A 20252-nucleotide genomic window follows, 5' to 3' on the forward strand; every position below is an offset into this window, starting at 1 on the left:
GGCCTTTTTTTATTTTTGGAATCAAGCGACCGGAGCTGTATAGCGACATTTGTGCCAGAAATTGCAAACGATTGATTCAGTTTGAAATTCTTGAAAATGACTAGGGAGTCACGTTCGTTGCTGAACACAAATGAACAACCGTGACTGAACAACTGAACACTTCAACGGTTGACAATGAACATTAGTGAACAACACTCTACAGACCGTTTTCCGGCCCCTTGTAGGAGCGAGCTTGCTCGCGATGGAGGTCAACGATGACGAGGGCTGCCTGAAGCAACGAGGCGACTTCACGTCCATCGCGAGCAAGCTCGCTCCTACAGTGTTGTATGTAGTTGATGTATCCATAACAACAATAAAAGCGTTAACCAGAGGCTGACTTGAATGGCCGTACCTGCCCCCGCGTTATCCCACGACGCCATCATCCAGGACTCCTGGTCCCGATGCCGCGCCTTCGGTCTCGACCATCAGAGCACACCGGCATTCGATCAATTACCGGCCGCGGGCATCGCGCAACTGCTGGAAAGCCAGCATTCACTGGTGCAAACCACCCATCAGGAAGTGCTGCCCTACTACGAGAACATCCTGAGCAATTCCAATTGCCTGATCATGCTCGCCGACCATCAGGGCCAGGTGCTCACGTCATGGGGCACGCAGCGCTTCATCGAGCCCAAGCTGGCCCGGGGTTTCAGCGCCGGCGCCAGCTGGATGGAACGCTGCACCGGGACCAACGCCATTGGCACCGCCCTGGCCTGCGAACAGGCCGTGCACATCGAGCACGACGAACACTTCCTCAAGGCCAACCGCTTCATGACCGGTTCCGCCGCGCCGATCTTCGATGCCGAACGCAAGGTGATCGCGGTGCTGGACGTTTCCAGCGACAGCTACCTGCCACCCTCCCACACCCTGGGCATGGTCAAGATGATGAGCCAGACCGTGGAGAACCGGCTGATCCTCAACCTGTTCCGCGGCCAGCATTTCCAGCTGACCTTCAACACCGGCCTGAACAACCTCGACAGCCAATGGGCCGGCTTGCTGATTTTCGATGAAACCGGTCTGGTACTGTCGGCCAACCGCCGGGCCGACAATCTGCTGGGGGTGCGTCTGTCGCGGGTCAGTGTCGAGAGCCTGTTCAAGGTCTCGTTGCTGGAATTGTTGAATCAACCCGAAGGCCTGCCCTTCTCCTTGCAAGCCTCGGGACGCAATCGCTTCCAGTGCCTGCTGAAAAGGCCGAAGCAGGTTCCGATCCAGCCGCGGCTATTTTCTGAAAACAAAAGCGCCGAACCTGCGGTGACGAACCCGACACCGGCGACGATCAGTCTCAACACCCTGCACTTCGGCGACAGCCGTGTGGAAAAGGCCGTGCGCCAGGCCGAACGCCTGCTGGAAAAAGACATCCCGCTGTTGATCCACGGCGAAACCGGGGTCGGCAAGGAAGTCTTCGTCAAGGCACTGCACCAGGCCAGCTCGCGCAGCAAACAAGCGTTCATCGCCGTCAACTGCGCAGCGATCCCCGCCGAACTGGTGGAATCCGAGCTGTTCGGCTACGAGAAAGGCGCGTTCACCGGGGCCAACCAGAAAGGCAGCATCGGCCTGATCCGCAAGGCCGACAAAGGCACGTTGTTCCTCGACGAAATCGGCGACATGCCGCTGCCGACCCAGGCCCGCCTGCTGCGCGTGTTGCAGGAACGTTGCGTGCAGCCGGTGGGCAGCAGCGAGTTGTTCCCGGTGGACATCCGCATCATTTCCGCGACCAACCGCTCCTTGCGCGAACAGGTGCAATTGGGGCGTTTCCGCGAAGATCTGTACTACCGCATCGGCGGCCTGACCCTGGAGTTGCCACCGCTGCGCGAGCGCAGCGACAAGCAGGCGTTGTTCAAACGTCTATGGGAACAGCACCGGGAGCCGAGCCAATGGGCCGGTTTGAGCCGTGAGGTGCTGGAGTTGTTCGACCGCCATCCGTGGCCGGGCAATTTGCGGCAGGTCAGTAGCGTGATGCAGGTGGCGCTGGCCATGGCCGACGAACAACCCGTGCGATTGGAGCATTTGCCGGATGATTTTTTTGTCGACCTGGAGATGGAGCCGGTGGAGACACAGGAGCCACTGGCGGTTGATCTTGATGATGCCGAGGAGTTGAACCGGCAGTTGCAGGCGGTTGGGGGGAACATTTCCCATCTGGCGCGCAGGCTCGGAGTAAGCCGTAATACCCTTTACAAGCGACTGCGCCAGACGGAATGACGGGGGATCCGCACCGGTGGCGTTCGGTTTGAGACCTTCGCGAGCAAGCCCGCTCCCACATTTGATCTGCGGTGTGTCTGAGTTTTCAGTACGACACAAATCCAATGTGGGAGCGGGCTTGCTCGCGAAGGCGACAGCACTGCTGAAACAGCATTTTCCGCCATACCCACAAACAAAAACCCGCACAAGGCGGGTTTTGTTTTCAAGCACTACAGCTATCAGTCAGCCAGACGCCAGGTCGTGCCGCCCTTGCCGTCTTCCAGCACCACGCCCATGGCGGTGAGCTGGTCGCGGATACGGTCGGATTCGGCCCAGTCCTTGCCGGCACGGGCTGCCAGACGCGCAGCGATCAATGCTTCGACTTGCGCGGCATCCACCCGCCCTTCGGCACCGGCCTGCAGGAAGTCATCGGCTTCAAGCTGCAACACACCCAGCACACTGGCCAGTTCTTTCAAACGGGCTGCCAGACCGGCCGCTGCGTTCAGATCGCTCTCGCGCAGGCGGTTGATCTCGCGGACCATCTCGAACAGCACCGCGCAGGCTTCCGGCGTACCGAAGTCGTCGTTCATCACCTGGGTGAAGCGCTCGACGAAGGCTTCGCCGCCCGCCGGCGCCACGTTCGGCAGACCTTTCAACGCGTGGTAGAAACGCTCCAGGGCGCCCTTGGCGTCCTTGAGGTTGTCTTCCGAGTAGTTGATGGCGCTGCGGTAGTGGCTCGACACCAGCAGGTAACGCACGACTTCCGGGTGGTACTTGTCGAGCACGTCGCGGATGGTGAAGAAGTTGTTCAAGGACTTGGACATCTTCTCGCCATTGATCCGGATCATGCCGCAATGCATCCACGCGTTGGCGTAGGTCTTGCCGGTGGCCGCTTCGCTCTGGGCGATTTCGTTTTCGTGGTGCGGGAACTCGAGGTCGCTGCCGCCGCCATGAATATCGAAGGTCTCGCCCAGGCAGCAGGTGGACATCACCGAGCACTCGATGTGCCAGCCCGGACGCCCGGCGCCCCACGGCGATTCCCAGCTCGGCTCGCCCGGCTTGACGCCTTTCCACAGCACGAAGTCCAGCGGGTCTTCCTTCGCTTCGTCGACCTCGATGCGCGCACCGATACGCAGGTCTTCGATCTTCTTGCGCGACAGCTTGCCGTAGCCCATGAACTTGCCGACGCGGTAGTACACGTCGCCATTGCCCGGGGCGTAGGCATAACCCTTGTCGATCAGGGTCTGGATCATCGCGTGCATGCCCGGGATGTGATCCGTGGCACGCGGCTCCATGTCCGGCTTCTTGATGTTCAGGCGCGCTTCATCTTCGTGCATCGCCGCGATCATGCGTTCGGTCAAGGCTTCGAACGACTCGCCGTTCTCGTTGGCCCGGTTGATGATCTTGTCGTCAATGTCGGTGATGTTGCGCACATAAGTCAGGTCGTAGCCGCTAAAGCGCAGCCAGCGCGTCACCAGGTCGAAGGCGACCATGCTGCGGCCGTGGCCCAGGTGGCAGTAGTCGTACACGGTCATGCCGCACACGTACATGCGCACCTTGTTGCCATCGAGCGGCTTGAAGACTTCTTTGCTCTTGGTGAGCGTGTTGTAAATCGTAAGCACGTTAACTTCCTTGAATCACTGGCCCCACGAATCACGCAGGGTCACGGTACGGTTGAATACCGGCTGACCTGGTTTCGAGTCCTTGAGATCGGCGACGAAGTAGCCTTCGCGCTCGAACTGGAAACGGTCTTCCGGCTGTGCGTTGCCCAGCGAAGGCTCGGCACGACAACCGGTGAGTACCTGCAGCGAGTCAGGGTTGATGTTGTCCAGGAAACTGGCGCTGTCTTCGGCCTTCTCCGGGTTCGCAGAACGGAACAGGCGATCGTATAGGCGCACTTCGCACTCGACGCTGGCAGCGGCCGGCACCCAGTGGATCACGCCCTTGACCTTGCGGCCTTCCGGGTTCTTGCCCAGGGTGTCCGGATCGTACGAGCAGCGCAGTTCGACGATGTTGCCATCGGCGTCCTTGATCGCTTCGTCGGCACGGATCACGTAGCTGCCACGCAGGCGCACTTCACCGGCCGGCTCCAGGCGCTTGTAGCCCTTCGGCGGCTCTTCCATGAAGTCTTCACGGTCGATGTAGATTTCACGGGCGAATGGCAACGCGCGAACGCCCATGTCTTCTTTCGGGTGGCACGGCAGCTCGAGGTTCTCGACCTGGCCTTCCGGGTAGTTGGTGATCACGACTTTCAGCGGACGCAACACGCACATGGCACGCGGGGCGCTGTGGTCGAGGTCGTCGCGGATGCTGAATTCGAGCATGCCGAAATCGACCACGCCGTCGGAACGGTTGGTGCCGATCATTTCGCAGAAATTGCGGATCGATTTCGGCGTGTAGCCACGGCGGCGGAAACCCGACAGCGTGGACATGCGCGGGTCGTCCCAGCCGTTGACGTGTTTTTCATCGACCAGCTGCTTGAGCTTGCGCTTGCTGGTGATGGTGTAGTTCAGGTTCAGGCGGCTGAACTCGTATTGGCGCGGGTTGGCCGGCACCGGCAGGTTGTCGAGGAACCACTCGTACAGCGGACGGTGGCTTTCGAACTCCAGGGTGCAGATCGAATGGGTGATGCCTTCGATGGCGTCCGACTGACCGTGGGTGAAGTCGTAGTTCGGGTAGATGCACCACTTGTCGCCGGTCTGGTGGTGATGAGCGTGGCGAATGCGATACATGATCGGGTCGCGCAGGTTCATGTTCGGCGAGGCCATGTCGATCTTGGCCCGCAGCACGCGTGCGCCGTCCTTGAACTCGCCGGCCTTCATGCGCGCGAACAGGTCCAGGTTCTCTTCCACCGAGCGGTCACGGAACGGGCTGTTCTTGCCAGGTTCAGTCAGGGTGCCACGGTATTCCTTGGCCTGCTCCGGGCTCAGGTCATCGACGTAGGCCTTGCCGGACTTGATCAGTTCCACCGCCCAGTCGTGCAACTGGTCGAAATACTGCGAGGCGTAGCGCACTTCGCCGGACCACTCAAAGCCCAGCCATTTGACGTCGCTTTCGATCGCGTCGATGTATTCCTGGTCTTCCTTGGCCGGGTTGGTGTCGTCGAAACGCAGGTGCGTGACGCCGCCGAACTCCTGGGCAAGGCCGAAGTTCACGCAGATCGACTTGGCGTGACCGATGTGCAGGTAGCCGTTGGGTTCAGGCGGGAAACGGGTGACGATTTGCGTGTGCTTGCCCGAGTCCAGGTCTGCCTGGATGATCGGCCGCAGGAAGTTGACCGGCACGGCAGGGCCGGTCTTGGCATTCGAGGTAGGGTCGACAGTGGGCTTGCTCATAGGATCCTTGAACGTACAAGTGCGTGGCCGTAATGAAGGCCGGACAAAACAAAGCCGCTATCATAGCCGATGCCGTCAAGTACCTGACAGAGCGCGCTCTGTAAACCGTCGCATTTAATAGGCCGTAAATGAAAAAACAGCCTCGAAATTCGTGCCTGTCACGCTAAACTGCGCACCTTGGCCGAGACAGGCTGAACCGGTTGCGGGATGGCATGTCCCAAAACCACGAATTCCTTAAATGAGTAACGATCATGACCCAAGTCAAACTGACTACCAACTTTGGTGACATCGTCATCGAACTGAACGCCGAAAAAGCCCCGATCACCGTGGCCAACTTCGTCGAATACGTCAAAGCCGGTCACTACGAAAACACTGTTTTCCACCGCGTCATCGGTAACTTCATGATCCAGGGCGGCGGTTTCGAGCCAGGCATGAAAGAAAAGAAAGACAAGCGTCCAAGCATCCAGAACGAAGCTGACAACGGTCTTTCCAACGACAAGTACACCATCGCCATGGCCCGTACCATGGAACCGCATTCGGCTTCCGCCCAGTTCTTCATCAACGTGGCGGACAACAGCTTCCTGAACCACAGCGGCAAGAACGTACAAGGCTGGGGCTACGCGGTATTCGGCAAAGTGACCGCCGGCACCGACGTTGTCGACAAGATCAAAGGCGTGGCCACCACTTCCAAGGCCGGCCACCAGGACGTACCGGCAGACGACGTGATCATCGAGAAAGCCGAGATCATTGAGTGATACTGCTGATTTCAGACTTGCATCTGGAAGAGGAGCGCCCGGACATTACCCGGGCGTTTCTGGATTTGCTCGCCGGACGCGCCCGCTCGGCGAGTGCGTTGTACATTCTGGGCGACTTCTTCGAGGTGTGGATTGGCGACGACGCCATGACCCCCTTCCAGCGTTCCATCTGCCAGGCCCTGCGCGACCTCAGCGACAGCGGCACGGCCATTTTCCTGATGCACGGCAATCGCGACTTCATGCTCGGCAAGGCGTTCTGCAAGGAAGCCGGCTGCACATTGTTGAAGGATCCGAGTGTCGTGCAATTCAACGGCGAGCCGGTACTGCTGATGCACGGCGACAGCCTCTGCACCCGCGACGAAAGCTATATGAAGCTGCGTCGCTACCTGCGCAACCCGATCACCCTGTTCATCCTGCGCAACCTGCCGCTGCGCACCCGGCACAAGCTGGCGCGCAAGCTGCGCAGTGAAAGCCGCGCGCAAACACGGATGAAAGCCAATGACATCGTCGATGTCACGCCCGAAGAAATTCCGCGGATCATGCAGGAGTTCGGCGTGAAAACCTTGATCCACGGGCATACCCACCGCCCTGCGATTCACAAGTTGCAGCTGGGCGAGCAAGCAGCCCGGCGCATTGTGCTGGGGGATTGGGATCGCCAGGGGTGGGCGTTGCAGGTCGACGAACAAGGGTTTGCCCTGGCGCCGTTCGACTTCGCCCCGCCACCGCAGTTGGCTGCACCCGCCACATAACTGGCAAACACAAAACCCTGTGGGAGCGGGCTTGCCCGCGATGAGGCCAGCCCATTCAACATCTATGTTGCCTGTCAGGCCGCCATCGCGGGCAAGCCCGCTCCCACAGGGACAGTGTTTGGCTTAGTGCCCCGCGGACGCCGCAGGCCCGGCCTTGGCGGTAAACGGCGGCTTGGCCAGCCAGACGATCAGGATCAACCCCATGAACATCCAGCCCAGCAAGGTGAAGTAATCCACCGTGGACATGATGTACGCCTGGCTGATCACCGTCTGCTCCAGCTGCGTGTAGGCCTTGGCCCCTGCCCCGCCCAGCTGGGTCAGCGCTTCGCGGGTTGCCGGGTCGAACGGGGTGATGCTTTCGGTCAGGTAGGCATGGTGTTGATCGGCCCGGCGAATCCAGATCCAGGTGGTCAACGACGCCGCGAAACTGCCGCCCAGGGTCCGCAGGAACGTCGCCAGCCCGGAACCGTCGGCGATCTGGCTCGGTGGCAGGTCCGACAGCAGGATGGTCAGGGTCGGCATGAAGAACAGCGCCACGCCGATACCCATGAACAACTGAACCAGCGCGATGTGCTGGAAGTCCACTTCATTGGTGAAGCCGGCGCGCATGAAGCAGCTCAGTCCGATGGCCAGGAACGCCCCGCCCGCCAGCAGGCGCATATCGAATTTCGGTGCGTATTTACCGACAAACGGCGCCAGCAGCACCGGCAGGATCCCCAATGGTGCCACGGCAAAACCGGCCCAGGTCGCGGTGTAGCCCAGTCGCGTCTGTAGCCACTGCGGCAGGATCAGGTTGATCCCGAAGAACCCGGCATAACCCAGGATCAGCACGATGGTGCCGTAGCGGAAGTTGCGATGGGCAAACAGGCGCAGGTTGACCACCGGGTGTTCATCGGTCATTTCCCAGATGATGAAGAACGCCAGGGCCACCACCGAAATCACCGAGCCGATAATGATGAAGTTCGATTCGAACCAGTCAGCATCGTTGCCCTTGTCGAGCACAATCTGCAGCGCCCCGACGCCGATGATCAGCGCGATCAGGCCGACATAATCCATCGGTTGGCGGCTGGTGACCACCGGGCGCTTTTTCATCTGCTGCGTCACCACCCAGGCAGCGAACAGGCCGATCGGCACGTTGATGAAGAAAATCCACGGCCAGCTGTAGCTGTCAGTGATCCAGCCGCCGAGAATCGGCCCGGCAATCGGCGCGACCACCGTGACCATCGCCAGCAATGCCAGGGCCAGCCCCCGTTTCGCCGGGGGGTACACCGCAATCAGCAGGGTCTGGGTCATCGGATACAGCGGCCCGGCCACTACCCCTTGCAGCACCCGGAAGCCCACCAGCTCGGGCATGGACGTGGAAATCCCGCACAAAAACGAGGCCAGCACGAACAGCAGTGTCGCCCAGACAAACAGCTTTACCTCGCCAAAACGCCGGCTGAGCCAACCGGTCAGTGGCAAGGCGATGGCGTTGCTCACCGCAAACGAGGTGATCACCCAGGTGCCCTGCTCCGAACTCACGCCCAGGTTGCCGGAGATCGTCGGCAACGCCACGTTGGCGATGGTGGTGTCGAGCACTTGCATGAAAGTCGCCAGCGACAGGCCGATGGTGCTGAGCAACAGGCTGGGCGGTGTGAAAGACGCGTTATTGCTCATCGAAAATCCTTTGAATCCAGACGGGCGCAGCTAACCCTGTGGGAGCGGGCTTGCCCGCGAAGAGGTCGGCACATTCAACATGGATGTCGCCTGACGCTCCGCCTTCGCGAGCAAGCCCGCTCCCACAGGGTCGATGTGATGGCATATCAGCGTTGCGCGGTCTTGCTGACCGCGGCGCTGTTGTCGTGGATCAACTGGGTGATCATCGCGTCGGCCTCGGCCAACTGACGGTCGTAGACGTTGGTGCTGAACGAAGCCTTCTGCGGCGGCTGTTGCGCCAGCACCGGCCCGCTCTGGTCGCGCAGGTTCACCTCGACCATGGTCGACAGGCCGACCCGCAGCGGGTGATTGGCCAGCTCTTCGGCGTTGACGTGGATGCGCACCGGTACGCGCTGCACGATCTTGATCCAGTTGCCGGTGGCGTTCTGCGCCGGCAGCAAGGCAAAGGCGCTGCCGGTACCGGCGCCGAGGCTGTCGATGGTGCCGGTGTATTTGACATCGCTGCCATAGAGGTCGGTTTCGATCTCGACCGGCTGGCCAATGCGCATGTCACGCAGCTGGGTTTCCTTGAAGTTGGCGTCGATCCACAGCTGATCCAGCGGAATCACCGCCATCAGCGCGGTGCCCGGTTGCACGCGTTGGCCCAGTTGCACAGAACGCTTGGCCACGTAACCGGTGACCGGTGCAATCAGGACGCTGCGTGAGTTGTTCAGGTAAGCCTGGCGCAGTTGCGCCGCGGCAGCCATCACGTCCGGGTGCGATGAAACCACGGTGTCATCGACCAGTGCGCTGGTGGTCTTGAGCTTCTGTTCGGCGTTGGCCAAGGCGTTTTGTGCCGAGGTCAGGTCGTCGCGGGCGTGGGACAGTTCTTCCTGGGAAATCGCCCCGCCGGCAGCAAGATTCTTGCGTCGGTTGAAGTTGTCCTGGGCCTTTTGCACTTCGGCTTTCTGGGCGTTGACCTGGGCTTTCATGCCGTCCACATCGCTGTACAGGCCACGCACCTGGCGCACCGTGCGGGCCAGATTGGCCTGGGCGTTTTGCAGGCCGATTTCGGCGTCGTTCGGGTCGAAGTTCACCAGCACCTGGCCTTCATGCACCAGATCGCCGTCATCGGCGCCGATGCTGACCACGGTGCCGGTGACCAGCGGCGTGATTTCCACCACGTTGCCGTTCACATAGGCGTCGTCGGTGCTTTCGCTCCAGCGCCCGTAAAACTCGTGGTAGGCCCAGACGCCCGCGCCGCTGAGCACGACAGCGGCAGCCAGCACCAGCAGCATGAACTTGCGCTTGCCCGAGTTGGGGTTGCCCTGGGTGTTTTCAGGAGGTTGAGTTGTATCGGCAGTGGCCATGACAAGTACCTTGAATTAGTGGGTCAGCGTGGCTGGAGTGGCGTTGGCCGAGGCAATGGCCTCAGGCTGGAAACCGCCGCCCAGCGCCTGCATCAGTTGGATCGACAGGTCAATCTGCTCGGCATTCAGGTTGGCCAGCTGACGCTGGGCCTGGAGCAATTGCTGCTCGATGCTGAGCACGTCCAGGTAGTTGCCGATGCCGGAACCGTAACGCTGGACCACGGTGTTGTAGGAATCCTGGGCGATGTCGGTGGCGTGCTGCTGGGCAGCGATTTGCCGGCCGATATCGCGCAACTGGTTGATGCTGTCACTGACATCCCCCAGCGCCTTCACCAGGCTTTTGTTGTACTGCGCCACAGCGAGGTCGTAATCGGCGTCACGCGAGTCGAGGTCGGCGCGCAAGCGGCCACCGTCGAAGATCGGCACAGAGATCGTCGGGGCAATGTTGAAGAAGCGGCTGGCCGAACCAAACATCGCATCGCCCAACAAGGATTCGGCACCGGCAGCGGCGCTGAGGTTCAAATTGGGATAGAAGCGGGTCTTGCCGGCGTCGATGCTTTTGCTTGCCGCCTCGACCCGCCAGCGCGCGGCCACCAGGTCCGGACGACGCCCGAGCAGTTCGGCCGGCAGCACCGAAGGTAGCGCTACCACGCTCGGCTGAAGAATGTTGGGGCGGGCAATTTCATTGCCGCGGTCAGGACCTTTGCCGAGCAGCACCGCAAGGGCGATTTTCGCGCTGTTCAGGCGCTTTTGCGCGTCGATCAGGTTGGCCTGGGAGGTGGCTTCCAGGCTTTCGGTCTGCTGGAACTGGTACTGGCTGTCGATCCCGGCAGTCAGGCGCCGCTGGCTCAGCTCGAGCATTTGCCGGGTGCGCTTGAGGTCTTCGCTGGAGAGGTCATGGACGATGTGCGCCTGTCCGAGATCGCTATAGGCCCGGGCGACATCGGCGGCCAGCGTCAGTTGCGCAGCCTGCTGGTCGACTTCGGCTGCACGGGCCTCACCGAGGGCGGCTTCCCAGGCGTCGCGCTGGCCGCCCCACAGGTCGAAGTTGTAATTGAAACCGGCGCTGATGTTGCGAATGGTGGCGTAAGCGTCACCCTGCCCGCGCGGGTCCTGGTCCCGGGCCAGGCGCGAGCGGCTGACACCGGCGCTGGCATCCAGGGTCGGCATCCGTGCGGCGTCGGCGGCATAGGCCGCGGCACTGGCCTGATGGGCGCGGGCGTCGGCAATTTGCATGTCCGGGCTGTCGCGCAGGGCCTCGCGGATCAGCCCGTCGAGTTGCGGGTCGCCGAGGCTTTTCCACCAGTCGCTTTTCGGCCAGGCGGCCGGCGACAGGGTCACGCCACCCAGGGATTGCCCGGCCTTGAGGCTCTTCGCGTCAAGGCTGACACCTTCGGTTTTCAGGCCGCTGTAACTGGCGCAACCGGCGACGCTCATGGCCAACAGCACCAGGCTCAAGCCGGTACGCAAGGGTTTACTGCTCATTTGTCACCTACTCGCAGCAGGGTGATCGCGTCACCGGCTGCCAACAAAATTTTCTTCAGGATCAGCTCCAGGGTTTTCAACTCTTCCGGAGTGATGGCACCGGCCAGTTCATTCATGGCTTCGGCGCCGATATGCGGCAACAACCCGGCGAGCTTCTGGCCCTCCTCCGTGAGCACAAGTTGCACCTGGCGGCGATCCGCGTCGGAGCGTTGGCGGGCCAGGAACCCTTTCTGTTCCAGACGATCGAGCATGCGCGTCATCGAGCCGCTGTCCAGGGACAGGTGGCGGCACAGCTCACCCGGCGAATCGACGCCGTACTGGGCCATGATGATCAACACCTTGAACTGCGCGGCGGTGATGCCGTGGGGTTCCATTCGGGTGTCGAGGATCCGGTCCTTGAGCAGCGCGGCACGCCCGAGCAGCAGGCCGAGATGGCAATTGTGGAAATCGTCCGGGGAGAAATGTTTCATCTGACCACCAATTAGCTGCCTAGGCAGTGAATGTATGTCGAGATGTTACTGCCTAGGCAGCGAATGTCAACGCAATAGTTAGCAGGCTTGGTAAATAGTTGACCAATGGTGTCGGGATTTGTGGTCATAGACGGATGTCACCGCTTTTTTGACCTTATTGTTGATGGTGTACATATCCATTGCTGCGGTAACGGCCGCTAACGGTTCCGCTTTTACAGCGGGTCACTTTGGAAAAGCGCCAAAGTAACCAAAACGCTCTGCCCCTGACGTTCGGTGCCTCGCCAAGCTCGGCATTCCCTCGCTCCGGTCCTGCTCCGTGGGCCCGGCCTCTCGAGGGGGCGTACACCGCAAAAGCCAAAGCGAGGCGGCCTGACAGCCGACCTGACCACAATTGGACGCGCCCCCCCCTGTAGGAGCGAGCTTGCTCGCGAAAAACGCCAGGACACCACGGGCATTCAGGCAGCCCGCGTTATCGTTGACGACCATCGCGAGCAAGCTCGCTCCTACAGGGCCGAGCGTTAGCTCGCCTGCCGCTCTTGATCTACCCGCCCCCTCGGCAGGCTGAGTGGGTGAGTCATACCCGAGCGTTTTTTTGCTTACTTTTTTTAGGCGCTTGTAAAAAAAGTGAGTCGCCGTAAGGGCGAAACCACCAGTCGCCATAACCCAAAAAACGGATATGTACTCAGTCAACAAAGCGAACGCCGGCTATCAGGCCGCCTGAGCAGGCAAACCGGATTGCCGAGCCGCCGCTTGATTGAGAATTAGAAATCCCGCTTGTAGAAGATGTCCAGCGAACTGGCCACACCGCCGGCGGCTTCGAGGTAGACCTTCTTGCTCAGCTTGTAGCGCAAGGCAATGGTGTTGGCAGGTTCAAACACGCCAACGCCATAGCGCAGGCTGAGCTTCTCGGAAATATTTCCGCTGGCCACCACACTGGTGGTGGTGCCGCTGCCCTGGGTGTCGAGCTGGAAGTCCTGGATCCCCAGGTTCTTCGCCAGATCGCCCGTCACCCCGGCACTGCCCATCAGGCCCAGACCGAGGGCTGCCTGGGCGAGCATGTTGTTGTCTTCGCCATTGCTGCTCAGCGGACGCCCGAGCACCAGATAGGACAGGGCCTGCTCCTGGCTCATGGCCGGCTCGGAGAAGATCTGTGTGGTCGGCTGCTCGGCGCTACCACTCAAACGGATGCCGGCAATGATGTCGTCGGTCTTGCGAATGGCCTCGATGTCCAGGTACGGCTGGTCGATAGGCCCGGCAAACAGCAAGCGTGCCCGGCGCACCGAAAGCCGCTGGCCGTAGGCGCGATAACGGCCGTCGTTGAGCCACAGCTCGCCACGGGTGTCCATGTTGTCGCCGATGTGCACATGCCCCTGCACATTGGCCGTCAGGCCAAACCCGGCAAAGCTCAGCTTGTCTTCGCCCACCAGCACTTCGATGTCCATCTTCATGGCCAGCGGCGGCTTGCCCTGCTCGGTTTGCTGGCCGACGATCACCGTGTCATCGGAGACCTTGACCGTCGACGGCGGCAATTCGCGAATGGTGATATCACCTTTGGGCACCAGCACTTTGCCGGCGATGGCCAACTCGTCGCCCTTCATCGATATCTTCAGGTCCGGTGCGACTTCAAGCTTGGCGTAAGGCTCGACGGTGACCGGCAATTGCGTCCCCTTGAGCGCCAGATCCACCACCAGCGCCTGGCCCCAGGCAATGTTGCCATTCAGGCTGCCCTGCCCGGCCTTGCCGCTGTTCCAGCCACCATTGAGCTGCACGCTTTCACCGGCGATCAGCGCTTGAACGTGCAGGTTCTGCAGCTCCATCGGCAACTCAGGCCCGGCCACTACGCCGTCGCTGAGCTGCAGGCTGCCATTGACCTGCGGCGCCAACAGTCCGCCGGAAATCGTGCCACTGCCATTCAGGCGCCCGCCCAGCTTTTCGACCATGGGCACAAACGGTCGCGCCACCGACAGGTCCAGCCCGCTCAAGCGGAACGAGCCGCTCAGCGGTTTGTTCTTCGGCAACGGATTGAGCTGCGCCTGCACCATCAGTTCACCGAGCTTGCCACCGACGAAATCGAGTTCGGTGTCGATGCGTTTGGGCGTGAGTTTGCTGGTGAGCTTCAAGGTCTGGTAGGGGAAGTCCAGCCACTGGTCCTTTTCCTTGATACGCAATGTGCCGCCACCGGCATCGACGCTGATCTGGCCGTTCGGGCCACTGGCCGGCAGGTCCAGTTGCAGGTCGGCATTGAGTCGGCCCTGCCAGGCGAAATCCTTCGGCAACCACTGTGCAAGGCTGTCGATCGGGAATTGCTTGAGGTGATAACGCAGCTTGGGGTCGGGCATCAGGCGCGAGTCTTCACCGCACAGGCTGGCCTGGCCGGATGCCCAGCAATGGGCACCGAAGTTAATTTTGCCGTCCGCCAGGCGTTCGAGTTTCGCCGGCCCTTGCAGCTTCCAGTCCTGACCACCGGCCTGGATATCACCGCTGGCCAGACGTCCGCGCCAATTGCCCTTGTCCAGCGCACCGTCCAGGCCCAGGGCCAGTTTCAACTTCGGCCCTTGCAGGTCGAGGCTCAGCTTCTGGTTTTTGATGTCGCCCTGGCCGCTGGCGGTCAGCGTTCCCAGCGCAGTGTCGCCGGCCTGGATGCCGCTGCCCTTGAGGTCGATTTTCGCCCGTTGCGCACTGTCCAGCGTGGCGTCGAGGTTCAGGCTCTGCAGGCGATTGTCCTGGAAGGCCAGTTGCGAGCCTTGCAGGTCAAGCTTGCCTTGGGGCGCCTTGAGGGTGCCGGCGACATCCACGCGGCCATTGAGTTGGCCGCGCAGTTGCGGCCAGAGCTGGGCCAGGCGCGGCAGCTTGAGATCGATCTGCCCGACGAGCTTCTGTTGCAGGCTGCCTTTGCCGCTGATGCTGTTATCGCCGAGGCGAACTTGCAAGGCGTTGAGGTTCCATTGCTCGCCACGGCCATCGGCCTTGGCCTGGATCACCGCCGGTTGACCGCGCAGTTTGCCCTTGAGGTCCAGGTCGGCATTGAGGCTGAGCGTGTCGTTCTTCATCTCGCCCTGACTGCGCAACGGTCCGGCCAGGGTGCCCGGCAGCTCCCCGACCCAGTACGCCGGGTTGATCGCCGACAAGTCCAGCGCGGTATCCCAGGCAATGCCGTCGGCGAATTGCAGGTTCAGGTGCCCCTCGGCCTTGCCCTGCCCGGCCTGGAGTTGAATCTGTTGCAGGTAGATTTTCGTCAGGTCGCCCGCGAACGGGCTGGCCAGGGTGAACGCGCCGGCCGGACCATCCGCCGCCGCTTCAAAATGACCGAGGTACTTGCCGTCGGTGTAGGACACCTCGCCATTGAAGCGGCGCAACGCCACTTCCGGCTCGTCGATCAACGGATAGAGGCGGTGCCACGGGAAGTCCAGCCAGTCGATCTTCGCCTCGGCACTCAGGCCTTTGCTCCAGTCCAGCTGCCCGGTGAGCTTGAGGCTTTGCTTGTCGTTGGCGGTCAGGTCCAGTGCGGCGATCTGTGCGCCCCTGGCGTCGACCTTGCCTTGCAGCGCCAGGGCGACCGGCCCTTGCTCGGCGGGCAGCGTGGCTTTGCCGAGCAACGCGTAGCCGTTCTTCAAGTCGCCAGCACCCGTGAGCTCAAGCTGATTGAGTTGCAGGGTGTCCGGCAGATCGGCACCGGGCTTGAAGCCATCGGCGGTGATTCGTACCCTGGCCGGCAGGTTTTCCACCAGCGGTTGCAGTTCACCGGTCAATTGTCCGTTGAGGTAACCGCTGCTGTCGGCTTTCAGGTTCAGGGTTTTCAGCAGGTCGCCGTCGATCTTCAGCGCCAGTGCCAAGGGCTCAGGCGTCGACAACAGGGTCAGTTTGCCTTCGGCGCTGAGCGGCCAGTGGCCGCTCGGTTGCAGCAGGCCGGACAGGTCCAGGCTCAGGTCTTCGCGCTGCAGCGATACCGCGTCGATCTTCAACCCGGCCGCTGTCCAGTGCGCCACCAGTTGCAACCCCTTGAGTTCTTCACTGCCGTTGAACAACAGGCTGCCGACCTTGATCGCGCCAAACTCGATGGCCAATGGCAACTTCAGTTCCGGCAGCGTGATCGGGCCGCTGCCTGGTTCTTCCGCACCCGGCGGGAAGGTCAGGCTGACCTGATCGGCCTGCAATTGCTCGATACACAAGGTCATGCGGGTCAGGCACAGCGGCGACCAGGCAAAAATCACCTGGCTCAGCTCGACCCGGTTGCTGTCCTGTTGCCACAGCACCCGGTCGGCGCTCCACTGCCCGCCCAGCCGGCCCTGGAAGTTGTCCAGGGTCAACCCCGGCACGAAGCCCAATGCCCAGCGGCTGCCCGTCGCCGTGCCCAACACCGTGGCCAGTGTCAGGACAACCAGCATCAACAGCGCCGCCATCGCCAGCAGCGTTACTTTCAAACCACGCTTCACAGCTCAGGCCCCATGGAAAAGTGCAGTCGAATGCCGCCATCGTCGTCCAGCGCATGCGCCAGGTCGAGGCGGATCGGCCCCACCGGCGATACCCAGCGCACGCCGATACCAACCCCGGTCTTGAGGTTCGGCAGTTCGAGTGTATTGAAGGAGTTGCCCTGATCGACAAAGGTCGCGACCCGCCATTTTTCGGCGATGGAATACTGATACTCCGCGCTGGCGGCCACCATGTAGCGCCCCCCGATGCGGTCACCGTCGGAGTTCTCCGGGGACAGGCTCTGATAGTCGTAACCGCGCACACTCTGGTCGCCACCGGCGAAGAAGCGCAACGACGGCGGCACCGATTTGAAACCGTTGGTGGCACTGCCGCCGACCTGCACCCGCCCGAGGAAGCGATGGTTGTCGAACACCGTGGTCAGGCCTTTGACCAATGCCGTGCCGTAGATCAGGTTGCTGTCGGAGCCCAGGCCTTCCTTGGCCACTTTGCTTTCGAATGCCAGGCGATAACCGTTGTGCGGGTCGATGCGGTTGTCGCTTTTGAGGTACGAATAGCTCACACCGGGCATCAGCAAGTTGCTGAGCCCCGAATCGTCTCCCAGTTGGTAATCCTCGCGCTGCCACTTCAGCGACACCACCCGCTGCCAGCCGCTGGGCAACTTGCTGTGCCACTCGGGGCCCAGGGTCAGCAGCTTGCTGTGGGTGTCGGTGCCCGCGATGTCCTCATTCTGATAGCCACCGGCAAAACGCAGTTTGTCTGTCAGTGGCGGGTCCAGCGGAATGTCGTAGAACAGCCCGACGTTTTGCCGCGGCGCCGAGATTTCGGCCTCCCAGCCGTAACTGTGCCCTTGTGCGTTGACCCAGTGCCGGGTCCAGTTGGCCTTGGCCCGTGGGCCGACGTCGGTGGAGAACCCCAGGCCCAGGCCCATGGTCCGTGGCTTGCGGGTTTCAAGCTTGACGTCCACCGGGATCGCATCGCCCTTGGACGCCGTGGGCGCCGCGTCCACGCGCACGCCCTCGAAGTAGCCGCTCGATTGCAGGTTCTGATTGAGTTCGGCGATCAGTTCCGAGTCATAGGGCGTACCGGCCTTGAAGGGCACCATGCGCTGCAGCAGCTCGTCATCGAACGGCGTATCACCCTCGAAACTGACCTTGCCCAGGGTATAGCGCGGGCCACTTTCATAGATCAATTCGATGTCGGCAACGCCGGCTCGCGGGTCGACCGACAGTTTTGAACGGGTGAAGCGGCCGCTGAAAAAACCATAGCGCGAAGCCTGATTCTGGATCAGGCGCTTGGCGTCCTCGTAGTGGCCATGATTGAGCACGGCACCGGGCTTGAGCGCGTCGCTCTTGGGGACTCGAAAGGCCTTGAGGGAGGCTGCCGGACCATCGACGCGCACCGTGACATTGCGCAGGCGCACCGGCTCGCCGGGGTCGACCTTCAATACCAGGCGCGGCGTGTCGCCGCCCTTCACCTCGCTGTCGATCTGCGGCTGGTAATAACCCAAGGCCTGGGCGGCCTTGCGAGCCTGTTCCTCAGCGCCACGGCTGAAGCGCAGCAACGCCTGTTCATCGCGATCGCCGAGGCTGCCGATATAGCCTTCTATATTGGCCTTGAGCTCATCATTGGACGGTTTGACCCGTACATCCAATTCACTTTGTGCCAGCGCCGCGCAGCTGATCATCAGCATCAGCACACCGCTGGTATTTCTTCCTGGAAACTTCATAGGCGCGGATGCTATCACGAGCTTGAGAGCGTGATAGAGCATGACATCCCCGGAAAGTTCGCGGTTCAGGCCGATGCGCTGTGCAACACCTGTGGATTGGGGTGAAAAAACACGTGTTCGCGAACTGGTCCTACGGCGACCTCGCCGATTTCCTCATAGCCCTGACGCTTGTAGAACTCCAGATAACGCGGATTGCCGGTGTCGAGAATCACGCCCTGTGAGTTTTCATCCACCGCGCACCAGTTGTGCACGGCCTGCAGCAACTGCTCGCCGAAGTGTTTGCCCTGGAACTGCGGATGTACCCCCAGCAATGGCAGGACGTGCACCGAGTCGTTTGGCACGCAGGCCTCTACGGCCGCGTGATATTCGAGGTAGCGACGGGTGCAGCGAAATCCTGTGCTGAGCACCATGCGCAGGCGCCAGGCCCAACTTTCGGTGACGCCAAGACGACGTTGCGGCGGTGCGATCAGGGCGATGCCGATCACGCGGTCGTTGACCAGCAGGCCGATCGCCGGCAGGTCCTGGAGAAAGTGCTGTGTCACCAGTTCGCGCACGGTGGCGCGAACCCGCTGTTCGTAACCGGGGCGCTCGGCTTCGAACAGATAACCGAAGGTCGGCTCGTGTCGATAAGCCTGGTACAGCAGCGAACGCGCTTCGCGGGCGTAGCCGCTGTCGAGCATGTGAATATCGGCGATAACGGTCGAAGTTTCGGGCATGACGGTCGATCTCCCCGGCACAGCTCGGATGGCTGTGCTCTTGTTGTTACGAGCTGATCGGTGCTGACACAGTTCCTTACAGATCCGCAATCAGTGTAGGCAATGAAATCGCCTTCGCGAGCAGGCTCGCTCCCACAAAGGTACAAACCACATCCATTCCCTGTGGCAGCGAGCCTGCTCGCGAAGGGGCCATTACTGCCCACATAAAGCTGACAGGCAAAACCCAATCCCCTCACCCCACACTGGCCCGATTCCCACATGTCAGCTAGCATCGCCCTTTTGCCAGGACTGCCGACCATGAAGATCGTCTCCTTCAACATCAACGGGCTGCGCGCCCGTCCCCATCAGCTGGCGGCGCTGATCGAAAAGCACCAGCCCGATGTGATCGGCCTGCAGGAAACCAAGGTCCACGACGACCAGTTCCCCCTCGATGAAGTCAAGGCCCTGGGCTATCACGTGTATTTCCACGGGCAAAAGGGCCACTACGGCGTCGCCCTGCTCTCGCGCCAGGAGCCGCTGGCCCTGCATAAAGGTTTCGCCACCGACGAAGAAGACGCCCAGCGACGCTTCATCTGGGGCACCTTCGCCGACGCCAACGGCGTGCCGGTGACCATCATGAACGGTTATTTCCCACAGGGCGAAAGCCGCGACCACCCGACCAAATTCCCGGCCAAGGAACGCTTCTACAACGATTTGCAGCAATTGCTGGAAAGCCAGTTCAAGAACGACCAGCCACTGGTGGTGATGGGCGATGTGAACATTTCCCCGGAAGACTGCGACATCGGCATCGGCCCCGACAACATGAAGCGCTGGCTGAAAACCGGCAAATGCAGCTTCCTGCCCGAAGAGCGCGAGTGGATGGCCCGCCTGAAAAACTGGGGCCTGGTCGACAGTTTCCGTCACTTGAACCCGGACGTGACCGACACCTTCAGCTGGTTCGACTACCGCAGCCGTGGCTTCGAAGACGAGCCCAAGCGCGGTCTGCGCATCGACCTGATCCTCGCCTCCCACGGCTTGCTGCCGCGGGTGAAGGCCGCCGGGGTGGACTACGAACTGCGCGGCATGGAAAAACCTTCGGACCATGCGCCGATCTGGCTTGAGCTGAGCTGACTTTTCAAGTTCACATCAAGCTCCGGAGGGAGTGAGCCTGCTCGCGAAGGCGGTGTGTCATTCAACAAGGATGTCGACTGACATGTCCTCTTCGCGAGCAGGCGGTGCTGGTGACGGTTTACATCCTGCGGCAGAAGACTCTGCAAAGCCCTTGAAGTGGCACCCTCGCTATCCACTCAAAGCCCCCCTTCCCCCCTGACAGCCGAGCTCGCTACCACTCATCGGAAACCCCACCCGACCTGTCAGATCTGACAGT

At 61.4% G+C, this 20252-nt stretch carries 13 protein-coding genes; 4 read left to right on the forward strand and 9 right to left on the reverse strand.

Annotation, left to right across the window (positions count from 1 at the left end; genetic code table 11):
- Positions 1–381: 381 nt before the first annotated feature.
- Positions 382–2235, forward strand: coding sequence for a sigma-54-dependent Fis family transcriptional regulator (locus ACLD1X_RS15695; RefSeq protein WP_429369115.1), 1854 nt, complete (start codon positions 382–384; stop codon positions 2233–2235).
- A gap of 218 nt (positions 2236–2453) precedes the next feature.
- Here ACLD1X_RS15695 and cysS read toward each other — a convergent pair whose 3' ends face one another.
- Together cysS and ACLD1X_RS15705 are read right to left on the reverse strand one after the other, a co-directional pair.
- Positions 2454–3836 (reverse strand): cysteine--tRNA ligase, encoded by a 1383-nt coding sequence (cysS, locus tag ACLD1X_RS15700; protein ID WP_429369117.1) that lies wholly within the window; start codon positions 3834–3836, stop codon positions 2454–2456.
- Between the two features lie 15 nt (positions 3837–3851).
- Positions 3852–5549 carry a glutamine--tRNA ligase/YqeY domain fusion protein gene (locus ACLD1X_RS15705; protein ID WP_429369119.1) on the reverse strand — a complete coding sequence of 566 codons (1698 nt, stop codon included), beginning with the start codon at positions 5547–5549 and terminating at the stop codon, positions 3852–3854.
- Between the two features lie 251 nt (positions 5550–5800).
- Between ACLD1X_RS15705 and ACLD1X_RS15710 the strand changes: the two genes are divergently transcribed.
- Together ACLD1X_RS15710 and lpxH are read left to right on the forward strand one after the other, a co-directional pair.
- Positions 5801–6304: a peptidylprolyl isomerase gene (locus tag ACLD1X_RS15710; protein ID WP_429369121.1), complete on the forward strand. Its 504-nt coding sequence runs from the start codon at positions 5801–5803 to the stop codon at positions 6302–6304.
- Positions 6301–7053: a UDP-2,3-diacylglucosamine diphosphatase gene (gene lpxH / locus ACLD1X_RS15715; protein WP_429369123.1), complete on the forward strand. Its 753-nt coding sequence runs from the start codon at positions 6301–6303 to the stop codon at positions 7051–7053. The genes ACLD1X_RS15710 and lpxH overlap by 4 nt, the downstream gene beginning before the upstream one ends.
- 123 nt (positions 7054–7176) lie before the next feature.
- On the opposite strand, the gene ACLD1X_RS15720 is transcribed toward lpxH, so the two are convergent.
- The 7 genes from ACLD1X_RS15720 to ACLD1X_RS15750 form a co-directional block, all read right to left on the reverse strand.
- Positions 7177–8709 (reverse strand): DHA2 family efflux MFS transporter permease subunit, encoded by a 1533-nt coding sequence (locus ACLD1X_RS15720; RefSeq protein WP_429369125.1) that lies wholly within the window; start codon positions 8707–8709, stop codon positions 7177–7179.
- A 146-nt stretch (positions 8710–8855) separates the two neighbouring features.
- Positions 8856–10058, reverse strand: coding sequence for an efflux RND transporter periplasmic adaptor subunit (locus ACLD1X_RS15725; RefSeq protein ID WP_429369127.1), 1203 nt, complete (start codon positions 10056–10058; stop codon positions 8856–8858).
- 15 nt (positions 10059–10073) lie between these two features.
- Positions 10074–11543 (reverse strand): efflux transporter outer membrane subunit, encoded by a 1470-nt coding sequence (locus ACLD1X_RS15730; protein ID WP_429369129.1) that lies wholly within the window; start codon positions 11541–11543, stop codon positions 10074–10076.
- Positions 11540–12013, reverse strand: a complete 474-nt coding sequence (locus ACLD1X_RS15735) for a MarR family winged helix-turn-helix transcriptional regulator (RefSeq protein ID WP_429369131.1) — start codon at positions 12011–12013, stop codon at positions 11540–11542. The genes ACLD1X_RS15730 and ACLD1X_RS15735 overlap by 4 nt, the downstream gene beginning before the upstream one ends.
- A 761-nt stretch (positions 12014–12774) precedes the next feature.
- Positions 12775–16446 (reverse strand): translocation/assembly module TamB domain-containing protein, encoded by a 3672-nt coding sequence (locus ACLD1X_RS15740; RefSeq protein ID WP_429369133.1) that lies wholly within the window; start codon positions 16444–16446, stop codon positions 12775–12777.
- Positions 16443–18170 carry an autotransporter assembly complex protein TamA gene (locus tag ACLD1X_RS15745; RefSeq protein ID WP_429369135.1) on the reverse strand — a complete coding sequence of 576 codons (1728 nt, stop codon included), beginning with the start codon at positions 18168–18170 and terminating at the stop codon, positions 16443–16445. The genes ACLD1X_RS15740 and ACLD1X_RS15745 overlap by 4 nt, the downstream gene beginning before the upstream one ends.
- A gap of 65 nt (positions 18171–18235) precedes the next feature.
- A complete protein-coding gene (locus ACLD1X_RS15750) occupies positions 18236–18886 on the reverse strand; it encodes a GNAT family N-acetyltransferase (protein WP_429369137.1) in 651 nt (216 codons plus the stop codon).
- A gap of 297 nt (positions 18887–19183) precedes the next feature.
- On the opposite strand from ACLD1X_RS15750, the gene xthA reads away from it, so the two are divergent.
- Entirely contained in the window at positions 19184–19996 is an 813-nt protein-coding gene (gene xthA, locus ACLD1X_RS15755; RefSeq protein WP_008020906.1) for an exodeoxyribonuclease III, read from the forward strand.
- Positions 19997–20252 lie beyond the last annotated feature (256 nt).

This window comes from Pseudomonas sp. 18173 (assembly GCF_050432945.1).
Lineage (GTDB): Bacteria > Pseudomonadota > Gammaproteobacteria > Pseudomonadales > Pseudomonadaceae > Aquipseudomonas.

Coding starts and splice junctions, on each gene's coding strand:
- ACLD1X_RS15695 (WP_429369115.1), top strand. CDS start 382: ATGGCCGTACCTGCCCCCGCGTTATCCCACGACGCCATCATCCAGGAC.
- ACLD1X_RS15705 (WP_429369119.1), bottom strand. CDS start 5,549: ATGAGCAAGCCCACTGTCGACCCTACCTCGAATGCCAAGACCGGCCCT.
- ACLD1X_RS15710 (WP_429369121.1), top strand. CDS start 5,801: ATGACCCAAGTCAAACTGACTACCAACTTTGGTGACATCGTCATCGAA.
- ACLD1X_RS15720 (WP_429369125.1), bottom strand. CDS start 8,709: ATGAGCAATAACGCGTCTTTCACACCGCCCAGCCTGTTGCTCAGCACC.
- ACLD1X_RS15725 (WP_429369127.1), bottom strand. CDS start 10,058: ATGGCCACTGCCGATACAACTCAACCTCCTGAAAACACCCAGGGCAAC.
- ACLD1X_RS15730 (WP_429369129.1), bottom strand. CDS start 11,543: ATGAGCAGTAAACCCTTGCGTACCGGCTTGAGCCTGGTGCTGTTGGCC.
- ACLD1X_RS15735 (WP_429369131.1), bottom strand. CDS start 12,013: ATGAAACATTTCTCCCCGGACGATTTCCACAATTGCCATCTCGGCCTG.
- ACLD1X_RS15745 (WP_429369135.1), bottom strand. CDS start 18,170: ATGAAGTTTCCAGGAAGAAATACCAGCGGTGTGCTGATGCTGATGATC.
- ACLD1X_RS15750 (WP_429369137.1), bottom strand. CDS start 18,886: ATGCCCGAAACTTCGACCGTTATCGCCGATATTCACATGCTCGACAGC.
- xthA (WP_008020906.1), top strand. CDS start 19,184: ATGAAGATCGTCTCCTTCAACATCAACGGGCTGCGCGCCCGTCCCCAT.